At 66.9% G+C, this 13,454-nt stretch carries 12 protein-coding genes and 1 tRNA gene; 2 read left to right on the top strand and 11 right to left on the bottom strand.

Annotated features, from left to right (window positions below; all coding sequences use genetic code 11):
• Positions 1 to 25: 25 nt before the first annotated feature.
• The 7 genes from tgt to QE397_RS19020 all read right to left on the bottom strand — a co-directional run bounded on the left by tgt (position 26) and on the right by QE397_RS19020 (position 8,828).
• Entirely contained in the window at positions 26 to 1,243 is a 1,218-nt protein-coding gene (gene tgt / locus QE397_RS18990) for a tRNA guanosine(34) transglycosylase Tgt (RefSeq protein WP_027506617.1), read from the bottom strand.
• Positions 1,240 to 3,174 carry an ABC transporter ATP-binding protein gene (locus QE397_RS18995; protein WP_307096704.1) on the bottom strand — a complete coding sequence of 645 codons (1,935 nt, stop codon included), beginning with the start codon at positions 3,172 to 3,174 and terminating at the stop codon, positions 1,240 to 1,242. Before QE397_RS18995 ends, tgt begins: the two co-directional genes overlap by 4 nt.
• On the bottom strand, positions 3,171 to 4,904 hold the full coding sequence (locus tag QE397_RS19000) for an ABC transporter ATP-binding protein (RefSeq protein ID WP_056444236.1): 1,734 nt from the start codon (positions 4,902 to 4,904) through the stop codon (positions 3,171 to 3,173). Before QE397_RS19000 ends, QE397_RS18995 begins: the two co-directional genes overlap by 4 nt.
• Before the next feature lie 66 nt (positions 4,905 to 4,970).
• A complete protein-coding gene (locus tag QE397_RS19005; protein WP_307096706.1) occupies positions 4,971 to 7,301 on the bottom strand; it encodes an MMPL family transporter in 2,331 nt (776 codons plus the stop codon).
• A 56-nt stretch (positions 7,302 to 7,357) separates the two neighbouring features.
• On the bottom strand, positions 7,358 to 7,996 hold the full coding sequence (locus QE397_RS19010; protein WP_051613574.1) for a TetR/AcrR family transcriptional regulator: 639 nt from the start codon (positions 7,994 to 7,996) through the stop codon (positions 7,358 to 7,360).
• A 93-nt stretch (positions 7,997 to 8,089) separates the two neighbouring features.
• Positions 8,090 to 8,671 carry an antibiotic biosynthesis monooxygenase gene (locus QE397_RS19015; RefSeq protein WP_027506614.1) on the bottom strand — a complete coding sequence of 194 codons (582 nt, stop codon included), beginning with the start codon at positions 8,669 to 8,671 and terminating at the stop codon, positions 8,090 to 8,092.
• Between the two features lie 19 nt (positions 8,672 to 8,690).
• Positions 8,691 to 8,828 (bottom strand): hypothetical protein, encoded by a 138-nt coding sequence (locus tag QE397_RS19020; protein ID WP_155957101.1) that lies wholly within the window; start codon positions 8,826 to 8,828, stop codon positions 8,691 to 8,693.
• A 351-nt stretch (positions 8,829 to 9,179) separates the two neighbouring features.
• Here QE397_RS19020 and QE397_RS19025 point away from each other — a divergent pair, with 351 nt between their 5' ends.
• Both QE397_RS19025 and QE397_RS19030 read left to right on the top strand, forming a co-directional pair.
• Positions 9,180 to 10,241, top strand: a complete 1,062-nt coding sequence (locus QE397_RS19025) for an acyl-CoA desaturase (protein ID WP_056443228.1) — start codon at positions 9,180 to 9,182, stop codon at positions 10,239 to 10,241.
• A gap of 26 nt (positions 10,242 to 10,267) precedes the next feature.
• Positions 10,268 to 11,158, top strand: coding sequence for a sterol desaturase family protein (locus QE397_RS19030; protein ID WP_373425303.1), 891 nt, complete (start codon positions 10,268 to 10,270; stop codon positions 11,156 to 11,158).
• Positions 11,159 to 11,210: 52 nt separating this feature from the next.
• On the opposite strand, the gene QE397_RS19035 is transcribed toward QE397_RS19030, so the two are convergent.
• The 4 genes from QE397_RS19035 to QE397_RS19050 form a co-directional block, all read right to left on the bottom strand.
• Positions 11,211 to 11,894, bottom strand: a complete 684-nt coding sequence (locus QE397_RS19035; RefSeq protein ID WP_307096712.1) for a YceI family protein — start codon at positions 11,892 to 11,894, stop codon at positions 11,211 to 11,213.
• 73 nt (positions 11,895 to 11,967) lie between these two features.
• Positions 11,968 to 12,984, bottom strand: a complete 1,017-nt coding sequence (locus tag QE397_RS19040; protein WP_235579009.1) for an aldo/keto reductase — start codon at positions 12,982 to 12,984, stop codon at positions 11,968 to 11,970.
• Positions 12,985 to 13,051: 67 nt separating this feature from the next.
• Positions 13,052 to 13,142 (bottom strand) — tRNA-Ser (locus QE397_RS19045).
• 69 nt (positions 13,143 to 13,211) lie between these two features.
• Positions 13,212 to 13,409: a CsbD family protein gene (locus tag QE397_RS19050; protein ID WP_027506610.1), complete on the bottom strand. Its 198-nt coding sequence runs from the start codon at positions 13,407 to 13,409 to the stop codon at positions 13,212 to 13,214.
• Positions 13,410 to 13,454 lie beyond the last annotated feature (45 nt).

Consider the following 13,454-nt stretch of genomic DNA (forward strand, 5'->3'; position numbering starts at 1 on the left):
GGGCGTACTCGCGGGGAGTTGCGGCTCAGGAATAGAAGCGCGCCAGCGTGTCCTTCTTGAACTCCTGGAACCGCCCGTCGCGGATGGAGGCGCGGATGTCGTCCACCAGCCGCACGGTGAACCGCTCGTTGTGAATGGTGGCGAGGGTCGAGGCCAGCATCTCCTTGGCCTTGAACAGGTGATGCATGTACGCCCGCGTGTAGTGCGCGCAGGTGTAGCAGTCGCACTCCTCGTCGATCGGCGTGAAGTCCCGACGGAACCGCGCGGTGTTGATGTTGAAGCGCCCGTCCGGGGTGTAGATCGCCGCGTTCCGGGCCACGCGTGACGGATTCACGCAGTCGAACGTGTCGGCACCGTTCTCGATGGCGACGAAGAAGTCGTCCGGCTCGCTGATCCCGAGCATGTGGCGCGGTTTGTGTTCGGGCAGTTCCTCGTTCACCCAGCGGACGATGGTGCCGAGGTTCTGCTTCTCCAGAGCGCCGCCGATGCCGTAGCCGTCGAATCCGCGCCCGGTCTCGCCGACGATGGTCTCGAGATCGTGTGCCGCCTTCCGACGAAGGTCCTCGTACTGCGCACCCTGCACCACACCGAACAGCGCCTGGTACGGCTTGTCGGCGCGCTCGGCCGTGAGGCGCTCGTGCTCGGCGATGCACCGCACCGCCCACGCCTGCGTACGGTCCAGCGACTGTTCCTGGTACGCACGGGTGTTCATCAACGTGGTCAGCTCGTCGAACGCGAACATGATGTCCGCGCCGAGCTGGTGCTGGATCTGCATCGACACCTCGGGAGTGAAGCGGTGCCGCGATCCGTCGAGGTGGGACTTGAACGTCACGCCGTCGTCGTCGACGTGCGCGAGGCGCTCCTTGCCCTCGGCGATGACGTCGTCCGACTCCACCCGAGTGGCGTCCATCGAGATGACCTTCTTGAACCCGACGCCGAGCGACATCACCTGGAACCCGCCGCTGTCGGTGAATGTCGGGCCGTCCCAGTTCATGAACGTGCCGAGTCCCCCGGCCTCGTCCACGATGTCGGGCCCCGGCTGCAGGTACAGGTGGTATGCGTTCGCCAGGACCGCCTGTGCGCCCAGCTCTTTCATCGACTCCGGCAGCACCGCCTTCACGGTGGCCTTGGTGCCGACGGCGATGAACGCGGGGGTCTCGATGTCGCCGTGCGGCGTCCGCAGGGTGCCGGTTCGACCGAGATGGTCCTCGATACGGGTCTCGACTGTGAAGAGGTCGGTCATGCCCCCATCGAACCAGACGCCAACTGCTGCTCCTGCAGGCCGGACGCACTGAGACGGTGGTAGGCGCCGCGCGCCGCGATGAGCTCGTCGTGCGTGCCCTTCTCCACGATGGACCCGTTCTCCATCACCAGGATCAGATCGGCGTCGCGGATCGTGGAGAGGCGGTGCGCGATCACGAAACTCGTGCGATCGCTGCGCAGGGCCGCGGTGGCCTTCTGCACCAGCAGCTCGGTACGGGTGTCGACGGAGCTGGTGGCCTCGTCGAGGATCAGCACGGCCGGGTCGGCGAGGAACGCGCGCGCGATGGTGATCAACTGCTTCTCGCCCGCACTGACGTTGCTGCCCTCCTCGTCGATGACGGTGTCGTACCCGTCGGGCAGCGAGTGCACGAAACGGTCGACGTAACTCACCCGCGCCGCCTCCATGATCGACTCCTCGGTGGCGCCACTGTTGCCGTACGCGATGTTGTCGCGGATGCTGCCGCCGAACAGCCAGGTGTCCTGCAGCACCATGCCGGTGCGCGATCGCAGCGTCGCCCGCGTCATGTCACGCGTGTCCACACCGTCGAGCGTGATCGAGCCGGAATCGATGTCGTAGAACCGCATCACGAGGTTCACGAGCGTCGTCTTGCCGGCGCCGGTGGGGCCGACGATCGCCACCATCTGGCCGGGTTCCGCCACGAAGGACAGCCCGTCGATGAGCGGACGCTCCGGTTCGTAGCGGAACGACACGTCCCGGAACTCGACGCGTCCACTGCGCGTGGTGGGGGTGACGGGTGCCGACGGATCGGCGCCCTCCTCCTCGGCGTCGAGGATCTCGAAGATGCGCTCCGCCGAGGCGACACCCGACTGGAGCAGGTTGACCATCGAGCCGATCTGCGTGAGCGGCTGTGTGAACTGGCGGGAGTACTGGATGAAGGCCTGCACCTCGCCCAGGCTCAGCGTGCCGGACGCGACGCGCAGTCCGCCCACCACGGCGATGGCGACGTAGTTGAGGTTGCCCAGGAACATGATGGCGGGCATGACGATTCCGGAGATGAACTGTGCCCGGAAGCTCGCCTGGTACAGCTCCTCGTTGCTCTCGTGGAACACCCGCGCCGTCTCGTGCCGGCGGCCGTAGGCCTTGACCAGCTCGTGCCCGGTGTAGGCCTCCTCGACCTGTGCGTTGAGCGCGCCGGTCTGCTTCCACTGCGCGATGAAGTGCGGCTGCGAGCGCTTGGCGATCATCGCCGTCACCACGATCGACAGCGGCACCGTCAGGATCGCGACCAGTGCGAGCAGCGGCGAGATCCACAGCATCATGCCCAGGATGCCGAAGACCGTGAGCACCGAGACCACGAGCTGGCTGAGTGTCTGTTGCAGGCTCTGCGAGACGTTGTCGATGTCGTTGGTGACTCGCGAGAGCACGTCGCCGCGCTTGTGGGAGTCGAAGTAGCGCAACGGCAACCGGTGGATCTTGTTCTCGACGTCGGTACGCAGACGCTTGATGACGCGTTGCAGCGCGATGTTGAGAATGTAGCCCTGCACCCAGGACAGCAGTGCGGACCCGATGTAGAGGATGAGGACGAGGACCAGCACCTTGCCGACGGCGTCGAAGTCGACTCCCCGACCGGGGACGACGTCCATGCTCGACACCATGTCGGCGCGTGTGCCCTCACCCGAGGCGCGGAGACCGTCGACGACCTGCTCCTTGGTCAGCGAGGGGTCGAGCGAACGGCCGACGATGCCGTCGAAGATGAGGTTGGTGGCTCTGCCCAGGATGTTCGGGGCGAGAACGGTGAGAACGACGCTGGCGACGGCGAACACGAGTACCACCGTGAGCAGCATGCGCTGCGGAAGGAGCCGGCGCAGCAGCCGCCTGACGGACGGTCCGAAGCTCATCGCCTTCGTGCCGGGAGCACCGGGACCGGGAGGACCGCCGGGCCGCGTCATGCGACACCCGCTGCGGTGCGCTGCGAGTCGACGATCTCGGCATAGGTGGGACACGTCTCGAGCAGCTCGTCGTGCGTACCGAGGCCGACCATCCTGCCGTCGTCGAGCACCACGATGCTGTCCGCGTCGCGGATGGTGGACACCCGCTGCGCGACGACGATGACGCAGGCGTCACGTGTGATGGGGCGCAGGGCCGCTCGGAGATTCGCGTCCGTCGTCAGGTCGAGAGCGGAGAACGCGTCGTCGAAGACGTAGATGCTCGGCCGCCGGATGATGGCGCGGGCGATGGCCAGTCGCTGACGCTGCCCACCGGAGACGGTGGTGCCGCCCTGGGCGACGGGGGTCTCGAGACCCTCGGGCATCTCGCGGACGAAGTCGGCGGCCTGCGCCACCTCGAGTGCGTCCCACATCTCGGCCTCCGTGGCGTCCTCCTTGCCGTAGCGAAGATTGGAGGCGATGGTGCCGGAGAACAGGAAGGGCCGCTGGGGGATCAGTCCGATCTCCGCTCGCAGCGCCTCCGGATCGAGTTCTCGCACATCGGTTCCGCCCACGCGCACCACTCCGTCGGTCGTGTCGATGAGACGCGGGATCAGGTTGATCAGCGTCGTCTTGCCCGAGCCGGTGCTGCCGATCACGGCCGTGGTGGTTCCGGCCGTCGCCCGGAACGACACGTCGCAGAGCACCGGGTGATCGGCCGCGGGATACGCGAAGGCGGCCTTGTCGAATTCCACCGTCGACGGCGCCGAGGCGAAGACGACGGGCTTCGCGGAGGGCACGACGGACGAATTCGTGTCGAGCACCTCGGTGATGCGCTCGGCACACACGCTGGCGCGCGGGATCATCATCGCGATGAACGACGCCATGATCACCGACATCAGGATCTGCATGATGTAGCTCAGCAGGGCCGTCAGCGATCCGATCTCCATGCGTCCCTCGTCGACGGCGTGACCGCCGAACCAGATCACCGCGACGCTGGTGACGTTGCTGATGAGCATGACCACCGGGAACATGAGCGCCATCAGACGACCGACCTGCAGTGCGGTGGCGGTGAGGGCGGTGTTCGCGTCGTCGAAACGCTCCACCTCGTACGGCTCGCGAACGAAGGCGCGCACCACGCGGATGCCCGTGATCTGCTCGCGCAGAACGCGGTTGACCGTGTCGATGCGCTTCTGCATGACCTTGAACGCCGGAACCATGCGGACCACGACGAAGCCCATGCTCAGCGCCAGCGCAGGAACGGCGATACCGAGGAGCCACGACAGTCCGAAGTCCTCGCGCAGAGCCATGACGATGCCGCCGACGCACATGATGGGCGCCATCACCAGGATGGTGCAGCCCATCAGAACCACCATCTGCACCTGCTGAACATCGTTCGTGTTGCGGGTGATGAGCGACGGAGCGCCGAACGTCCCGACCTCGCGCGCCGAGAAAGTGCCGACGCGGTCGAGGAGCGCCCCGCGGATGTCGCGGCCGGCCGCCATGGCGGCGCGTGCTCCGAAGTAGACGCCGCCGATCGAGCACGCGATCTGCACGGCGGAGACAGCCAGCATGATCGAGCCGGTCGACAGGATGTAGCCGGTGTCGCCGGTCGTCACGCCGTTGTCGATGATGTCGGCGTTGAGGCTGGGCAGGTACAGCGAGGCCACGGTGGCCACGAACTGCAGCACCACCACGCCTGTCAGCGCGCCGCGGTACGGCGCCAGATACCGGCGGAGAAGTGAGATCAACACGTCGTGCATCCTTCCTTCTCGACAGGACCCGTCGGACGACAGGCGTGGTGGGTGCAGTTCATCGACTCAGCTCCGGTTCGCCGGCTGCTGGGTCGCCGGTGCGGTCTCGTCCGTTCTGCGGACGAGTTTCTCACCTTCGATGTCCACGTTCGGCAGAATCTTGTCCAGCCACTTCGGCAGGTACCAGGCCTTGTCGCCGAGCAGCGCCATGACAGCGGGGATCAGGATCATGCGGACGATGAAGGCGTCGAAGAACACGGCGGCCGCGAGAGCGAAACCGATGGACTTGATGAACGAGTCCGGTTCCAGCATGAACGCCGCGAACACCGAGATCATGATGACCGCCGCGGCAGCGACGACGCGGGCGCCGTACTTGAAGCCCGTGACGATGGCATCGCTCGCGGTCGCGCCGTGAACGTACGCCTCCCTCATGCGAGACACCAGGAACACCTGGTAGTCCATCGCCAGACCGAACACCACACCGATCAGGAAGATCGGCATGAAGCTGACGATCGGCTGCGGATTGGAGATCAGGCCCAGCCCGCCCTCCTGGAAGATGAACACCGTCGCACCGAATGTGGCCAGCACGCTGAGCAGGAAGCCCAGGGTCGCGGTCAGCGGGACGAGGATGGATCGGAAGACGACCATCAGCAGCAGGAACGCCAGGCCGACGACGACAGCGAGATACGGGATCAGGGCCTTCTGGAGCCGATCCGACACGTCGATCTCGAGCGCCGTCTGGCCGGTGACGCCGTAGGTGACGCCGTACTCGGATTCCAGACCACCCCGGGCGTCGCGCAGCGCGGTCACCAGGTTCTGCGTGTCCTCGCTGATCGGTGAGCTCTTGGGAGTCACCGACACCAGGGCGGTGTCGCCCGCCGGGTTGAGCCCGGCCTGCTGTGCGTTGGTCACGTCGGGTTCCGCCGCCGCCTTGTCGACGACGGCCTGGAAGGCCGCCGTCCGATCGGCCTCGGGGACGTTGCTCGCGTCCACGACCATCAGCAGCTGACCGTTGCGTCCCGGGCCGAAGCCCTGGTCGACCAGGTCGTACGCCTCACGAGCGGGGGTACCGGGTTCAGCGGTGGCCACCGACGGAAGCGCCAGACGCAGCGACGTCATGGGACCGGCGATGACACCGAGGATCACGACACCGACGATGAGGACCAGTGCGGGACGCTTGATCACCATGCGCACCCACCGCAGGCCGTTGGTCGGCTTGTCGTCGTGCTCCGGGTCCGGGACGGTGCGGATCTTGCCGGCGAACGCCTTCGCGCCGAAGAGTCCGAGGACGGCGGGCAGCATGGTCAGCGCGACGAGGACGGCGACGAAGACACCGAAGCCGGCGGCCAGACCCATCTGCGACAGGAACGGGATGCCGACGACGCGCAGTGCCACGAGCGCGATGAGCACCGTGGTGCCGGCGAAGACGACGGCGCTGCCGGCGGTTCCCACGGCGCGTGCCGCGGCTTCCTCACGGTCGTCCGTTTCGCTCAGCTCGTTACGGAACCGGGCGACGATGAACAGCGAGTAGTCGATGGCGACGGCCAGGCCGATCATGATGGCGAGAATCGGCGTGAACTGGGTGAGCTCGGCGAAGCCCGACGCGGTGGTGATGGTCAGACTGGTGACGCCGATGCCGACGATGGCCGTGATGAGCGGCAGTCCGGCGGCGACGAGCGATCCGAACATGACGACGAGGACGACGGCGGCGACGGCCAGGCCGATCAGCTCGGCGGTGCCGCCGGGCGGCTCGGCGGCCTGCATGGCGCTGCCACCGATCTCGACGGTGAGCCCTGCGTCACGGGCGGGCTGGGCGGCGTCGGTCAGCTCGGTGCGGATCTCGGCCGTGACATCGGTGACGGTGCCGGTGATGGGCACGTCGAGGATGCCGATGGTCTTGTCCGGTGAGAGCGGCGACACGGCCGCGGCGTTCGCGGCCGCGACGTCCGGCGCGAGACCGGCCTCCGCGTACTGATCGACGATCGCCTGGTTGTTGGCGATCGGATCGAGGAGCGGCATGGCACCCTCGGGCACCGGTCCGGCCGCGGGATCGGCCTTGGCCGTGTCCTTCACGGCGGCGATGCCGCGAATGTTCGCGATGACGCCGTCGATGGCCGCCGTGTTCTCGGGCGAGTCGAGCGTGGTGCCCGCGGGTGCCTGGAACACGTACTGCGCGGACGCCGACGTGAGCGGATCCTCGCCGCCTCCGAAGCGCTCCTTCTGCAGATCCAGCGCAGCCTGGGCGGGGGTTCCCGGGATGGAGAACGACGTGCTCGTCGGGCCGGACAACGTGGCCGCGCCGATACCGGCCAACACCAGGATGGCGAGCCAGATCGGCAGCACGATGCCTTTCCGACGGTACGAGAACCGTCCTATGCGATACAGGAAGGTGGCCATGAGAGTTCTCCTCGTTCGGGGGGGTGTCGTGCTGCGGGTGACGGACGGACGCGCGATCAGTCGGGCGGGAGCGGGGTGGAACCGGTGAGCGGCGCTCGGAAGCCCCGTTCGAGTTGTTGCATGGCGAGGCGGACCACCTCGCCGGCGGATTCTGCTGTGGTGGAGCCCTTCTCGGATGCCTCGGCGAAGAATCCGAGTGCGGCGCTGACGGTGGCGCCCACCGCGGCCTGGACCAACGAGGGGTACAGGTCCCGATCGGGATCGAGCCCGGTGCGCCGGGCCACGGCCTTCTTGAACGCCGCGGAGAGCGAGCGGTCGAACTCGAGCTTCTTCGCCAGCAGAGCCGGCGACTCCTCGACGAACCGCGCGACCGCGACAGTCTCGGTCAACTCGCGCTCGGGATCGTCGACGATCTCGAAGACGATGGCGCGCACCGTGTCCCAGAAGTCCTCGTCCTGCGGACGGTGTTCGATCAGGTCCACCCACTCGAACGCTGCCTGCTCGAGGTAGTACAGCGCCGCTTCTTCCTTGCTGGAGAAGTAGTTGTGGAACGTGCGCGTCGACACCCCCGCGTCGCGGGCGATCGCCTCGGCGGTCACGGTGTCGAAACCCTGTTGCCGCCCGAGACGGATCGCGGCAGCACTGAGCGCTGCACGGGTCTCCGCCTTCTTGCGGTCGCGTAGTCCGGAACTCACGAATCCCACAGTACGGAACTTGCACGGCTCGGCAAGTTTGCAGTGGTGTGCACTTTTGTGACGCTCACCACGCTCGCGCGGTGTTTCGAACCGTCAGGGAGTGAGCCAGCGCTTCACACGGGCGGTGATGAACGGCAGCAGGACGTACACCATGAGGGGTGTGCTCACGAGGGTGACGAGCAGGGTCCGGAGTACAAGACCCAGCGAGAGGTACTCGGAGACAAGGGTGTTGAGCAGAAGAGACAGGGGGAAGAACGCCGACCAGATGACGATGGCCTGCTTCCACCGAGGCGGCGGAGCGCCCACGACGCGGACCGCGTCGGTGAGCGTCGACTGTGGCTCGAACCACCCTTCGACCCCGGTGAGGCGATGCGTCACATGGTCGTCCGCCACACCCACACCACGCGCGACCCAGGCACGCCGGAAGGGCGACGAGAGCCACTCCTGCAGATGAGCGTCCGAATCGAATCGGTAGAGCACGTAGTACTCGTACGGATCGGTCGAGGAGCGCAGCCACCCGCCGCCCAGGAACCCGTCGAACGTGCGCAGCACACTGATTCCGGCATCGGTCCAGGCCACGAAGTCCTGCTCACGGCCGGGCGTGATGCGCCGCGCCACCGAGGTCGTGACCGCGGTACTCGTGGACGTGGACCGGTCGTCCCGGGGTTCAGTCATGTCAGGCGATCGAGAGGAGTCAGTTCTTCTCGGAGAACAGCTGGGTGTAGACGGGCGGCGCCGCGTTGACGACGTCCCTGGCAGCGGACGTCGCGGGAGCCTCGACGGGCTCCGCGTCGGCGGTGACGGGTGCGAGAAAGATCAGTTCGGGTTCCATGGAAACCCCTTCATCAGTAGTTCGGTGGTGAGGAGAACGAGTCGTCCGTCACGAGGGGGAGAACGAGGCGCCGGTGAGAACCGCGGCGTGCTCGTGATCCGAACACTACGCCACGGCGCCGACCTGGCGCGGTACGACCACGCCCGGCCACGTCGACCGTCGTCTGTGGATGCACTGAGAGAAGACGACCGACACCCTCGGACTGTCGACGCCGTGCCCTGCCTGTGTCACACTTGTGACAGAGGCGTGACCTGAGCACTTCCCGCCCTCTCCGCGGTTCTCACCACTGCATCGACTGCCAGAACGACCGACAGCCACCGTGGCCAGACCGTCCACAGAACAGAGGCACCAGTGTCCGTCACCGCCGAACGCCCCAGAGATCGATTCGTCAGTTCGTACACCGAGCTGTCCGTCGCCGTGCGCGCCTCGGGGCTGATGTCCCGCCGCCGCGGTTTCTACTGGTCCCGCATCATCGGCACCGTGGCGGCCTTCGTCGCCGTCTGGGTCGGTGCGTTCCTCCTGGGCGACTCGTGGTGGCAGCTCGCGCTCGCCGTCGCCCTCGCCGTCGTGAGCACGCAGTTCGGCTTCCTCGGTCACGACGGCGCCCACCGCCAGATGTTCGACTCGGCGAAGTGGAACGAGTGGACGGCCCGCATTCTGTCCGGCACCTTCGCAGGACTCTCGCTGCACTGGTGGCAGGGCAAGCACAGCAAGCACCACAACGCGCCGAACCAGATCGGCAAGGATCCCGACATCGGGAACGGGCCCATCGCCTTCGTCCCCGAGTACGTCGCGCAGCGCACCGGCTTCTACGGCGCGTTCACCCGCCGCCAGGGCTGGCTCTTCTTCCCGCTGCTCACCCTCGAAGGCGCCGCACTCCACGTCGCCAGCGTGCGCACGCTGATCGACTCCAAGGAGATCAAGCACCGCAAGCTGGAGCTGTCGCTCATCGCGCTGAGGCTCACCATCGGGTTCGCACTGCCGTTCCTCGCGATGCCGGCGGGGCTCGCGGTCGGCTTCATCCTCGTGCACTTCGCCGTCTTCGGCGTTCTGCTGGGCGGCTCGTTCGCGCCCAACCACAAGGGGATGCCGCTGGTTCCGGCCAATGCGAAGATCGACTTCCTCCGCCGCCAGGTCCTCATGTCGCGCAACGTCGACGGCGGCCCCGTCACCGACTTCATGATGGGCGGCCTCAACTATCAGATCGAGCATCACCTGTTCCCCAGCATGCCGCGGCCGAACCTCAAGAAGGTGCGGCCCATGGTGCGCGAGCACTGCGCCAAGCACGGGGTGACCTACACCGAGACGTCGCTCGTGAAGTCCTACGGCATCGTCGTCCGCTACCTCAACCAGGTGGGACTGTCGAAGCGCAACCCCTTCGACTGCCCGCTGGTACGCGAGTACCGCGCCTGAACTCGGTGTGACCGCGGTCACGTAGACTGCGGCGGGTGATCGCCGATCTCTGGAACAGTCTGCCGACCGCGCTCCGCGACCCGGTCGCCCTCGCGGTGCCGGCATTCCTCGTTCTGCTCGCGCTCGAGTGGACCGCAGCGATCGTCCTCGAGAGCCACGGCGACGAGACCGAGGACGAACCCGGCCGACCGGCCCATGGAAGCTACCTCCGCGCCGACGCCCGGGCCAGCATCGCGATGGGGCTGGTGTCCATCGCCACCACCACCGCATGGAAAACCCTGGCGCTGCTGGGCTATTCGCTGATCTTCGCGTATGTCGCACCGTGGCAGCTGCCCTCGGACCAGTGGTACACGTGGGTGATCCTGCTGCTCGGCGTCGACGTCCTCTTCTACTGGTATCACCGCATCGCGCACCGCACGCGCATCGTGTGGGCCACGCATCAGGCGCACCACTCGAGCGAGTACTTCAATTTCAGCACCGCACTACGGCAGAAGTGGAACAACAGCGGCGAGATCCTGATGTGGTTGCCGCTGCCCCTGCTCGGCGTCCCGCCCTGGATGGTGTTCACCGGGTTCGCGATCAACCTGGTCTACCAGTTCTGGGTGCACACCGAGCGCATCGACCGGATGCCGCGCTGGTTCGAGTTCGTCTTCAACACGCCGTCGCACCACCGCGTGCATCACGGCCGCGACAAAGAGTACCTGGACAAGAACTACGCCGGCATCCTCATCGTGTGGGACCGCCTGTTCGGGACCTACGCCGACGAGACGTTCCGACCGCACTACGGGCTGACGACTCCGGTGCAGACGTTCGACATCCTGAAGCTCCAGACACACGAGTACGCCGCCATCGCACGGGACGTGCGGACGGCGGCGACTCTTCGACAGAAACTCGGTTACATCGTCGGACCGCCCTGACACGACGACCGGCCTCGGGCCTACCCGGCTGGACTCCCGCGGACGCTACGGCTCAGGCCTTCCCGAGCGTCACCAGGAAATCGACGGAGCCGGTCGGATCCACGGTCACGAAGCCCAGCGACGGCGGCTCGATGCCGTAGTCGGTCCACATCGCGGGAATGTTGCCCGAGGCGACGATGGTCTCGCCCGACCGGAGCACCTGCGTCTCGACGCTCACGTCGCGCGTCTGGCCCTTGAGGGTCAGCGTGCCGTCGAGGGTGACGGTCGCCGTGGTGCCGTCGGTGGGCACGGTGGACAGGTCCACCGGCGACGTCACCGTGAACGTGGCGGTGGGGTTGTTCGCGACATCGAAGATGTTGCCGCGGAACTGGTTGTCGCGCCGATCGCTGTCGGTGGTGATGGTCTCGGTGCGCACCACGATCTCACCGGCAGTGAGCTGCTGGTTCGCGATCGTGGCGCTTCCCGAGACGTCCGGCGTGGTGCCGACGACCGTGACGTCGGTGCCGTTGAGCACCTCGGCGACGGTGTACCCGGCCGACGTCGGGTTCGCTGCGTCACCGGGCGTGACGGTCCACTCACCGTCCAGATCGCCCGTCGCCGCCTCGGCACCGGAGGTGGACACCGACGCCGCCGGATCGCTGCTCTCGATCGACGAGTAGATGCGCGGCCCGACGACGAGCGCCACGATCGCCAGGACGACGACCACGGCTCCGGTGATCCACCATTTCTTCTTCATGGGACGAACTTTAGTTGTCGCTTCAACGTGCGGCCACCGCTGCGGCCTGGGAATCCCCTGTGAAAAGCGTCCGTCACCACGTCGAGTGAACGACGTCCCGGAGGTAGCGGTCGTAGATGCTCTGCACGCCGGCATCGAACTCGGCGCCGAGAAGCGCGACGCGCCCCGCCTCGGCGTTGGCACGAGCCTGGTCCACGTTGCGGGCTCCCGGGATGACCGTCGAGATCTGCGGGTGCTGCCACAACCACGCGATGGCGGCGGCGGCGGGCGTCGTACCCTCCGGAGCCGCGTCCGCGACCAGGGCGGAGAAGTCACGAGCCGCCGCAAGGCCCGTGTCGAACGGAACGCCCGAGAACGTCTCGCCGACGTCGAAGGCCTCACCGTTGCGATTGAAGTTGCGGTGATCGTTCTCGGGGAACGTCGTCGACTCGTCGTACTTCCCCGAGAGCAGGCCCGAGGCCAGCGGCACCCGCGCGATGATGCCGACTCCGGCATCGGCGGCGACGGACAGCACCTCGTCGACGGGCTTGAGCCGGAAGGCGTTGACGATGATCTGCACGGTGGCCACGTTCGGTCGGCGGATCGCCTCGAGCGCCTCCGCGACCGTCTCCACGCTGACGCCGTAGTGCGCGATCGCCTGCTCCTCGACGAGGGTGTCGAGGGCATCGAACACCTGGTCGTCGCCGTACACGGCAGAGGGCGGGCAGTGCAGCTGCACCAGTTCCAGGGTGTCGACACCGAGGTTGCCACGCGACCGGTCCACCCACGTGCGGAAGTTCGCGAGCGTGTAGTTCTCCGGCACCTGGTCGACGCGTCGACCCATCTTGGTCGCCACGGTGACGGTGTCCCGCAGGCCACGATCGGCCAGGAATCCGCCGATCACCCGCTCACTGCGCCCGTCCCCGTACACGTCGGCCGTGTCGAAGAAGGTGATGCCGCTGTCCACGGCGGCGTCGAGCACCGCCACGGCGTCCTCCTCGGACACGTCGCCCCAGTCGGCTCCCAACTGCCAGGTGCCGAGTCCGACGCACGACACCTGCCGGCCGGTGCGTCCCAGGGTGCGGTTCTCCATCGCGTTCATGTTTCTCATCTCGTCGGTGTACCCGAAGTTGGTGAACGACAAAGCCCCCCAGCTGCCGAGGCAGGTGGGGGGCTCATGGCGGTGGCGGAGGGATTTGAACCCTCGGACGGGGGTTACCCGTCACACGCTTTCGAGGCGTGCTCCTTAGGCCGCTCGGACACGCCACCGGCGGATACGTTACCGGATGGGTGGCGCGGATCCGAAATCGCGACGTCAGGAGTCACGCTCGGGGTAGCTCAGTGGCCGGTGAGCTTGTCCTTGATGTTGGACGCGGCGTCCTTGACCTTCTCCACGCCGTCCTTGACAGCGGCGGAGGTCTGATCGCCCTGGCCCTCGGCCTTCAGGTCCTGGTCGCCGGTGGCGTCGCCCGCGGCTTCCTTGCCCTTGCCCTTGAGGTCTTCTGCCTTGTTGCCGATCTTGTCGTCGAGTCCCATGTGGTGCTCCTTCGAAGCGGAAGAACATGACGTCCACCCCTCCGT

The organism is Rhodococcus sp. SORGH_AS_0301, from assembly GCF_030818285.1.
GTDB lineage: Bacteria > Actinomycetota > Actinomycetes > Mycobacteriales > Mycobacteriaceae > Rhodococcoides.

What these genes read in the sequence shown, in the direction of transcription:
- tgt (WP_027506617.1), bottom strand. Translation starts at nt 1,243, where the DNA reads ATGACCGACCTCTTCACAGTCGAGACCCGTATCGAGGACCATCTCGGT.
- QE397_RS18995 (WP_307096704.1), bottom strand. Translation starts at nt 3,174, where the DNA reads ATGACGCGGCCCGGCGGTCCTCCCGGTCCCGGTGCTCCCGGCACGAAG.
- QE397_RS19005 (WP_307096706.1), bottom strand. Translation starts at nt 7,301, where the DNA reads ATGGCCACCTTCCTGTATCGCATAGGACGGTTCTCGTACCGTCGGAAA.
- QE397_RS19015 (WP_027506614.1), bottom strand. Translation starts at nt 8,671, where the DNA reads ATGACTGAACCCCGGGACGACCGGTCCACGTCCACGAGTACCGCGGTC.
- QE397_RS19020 (WP_155957101.1), bottom strand. Translation starts at nt 8,828, where the DNA reads ATGGAACCCGAACTGATCTTTCTCGCACCCGTCACCGCCGACGCGGAG.
- QE397_RS19035 (WP_307096712.1), bottom strand. Translation starts at nt 11,894, where the DNA reads ATGAAGAAGAAATGGTGGATCACCGGAGCCGTGGTCGTCGTCCTGGCG.
- QE397_RS19040 (WP_235579009.1), bottom strand. Translation starts at nt 12,984, where the DNA reads ATGAGAAACATGAACGCGATGGAGAACCGCACCCTGGGACGCACCGGC.
- QE397_RS19050 (WP_027506610.1), bottom strand. Translation starts at nt 13,409, where the DNA reads ATGGGACTCGACGACAAGATCGGCAACAAGGCAGAAGACCTCAAGGGC.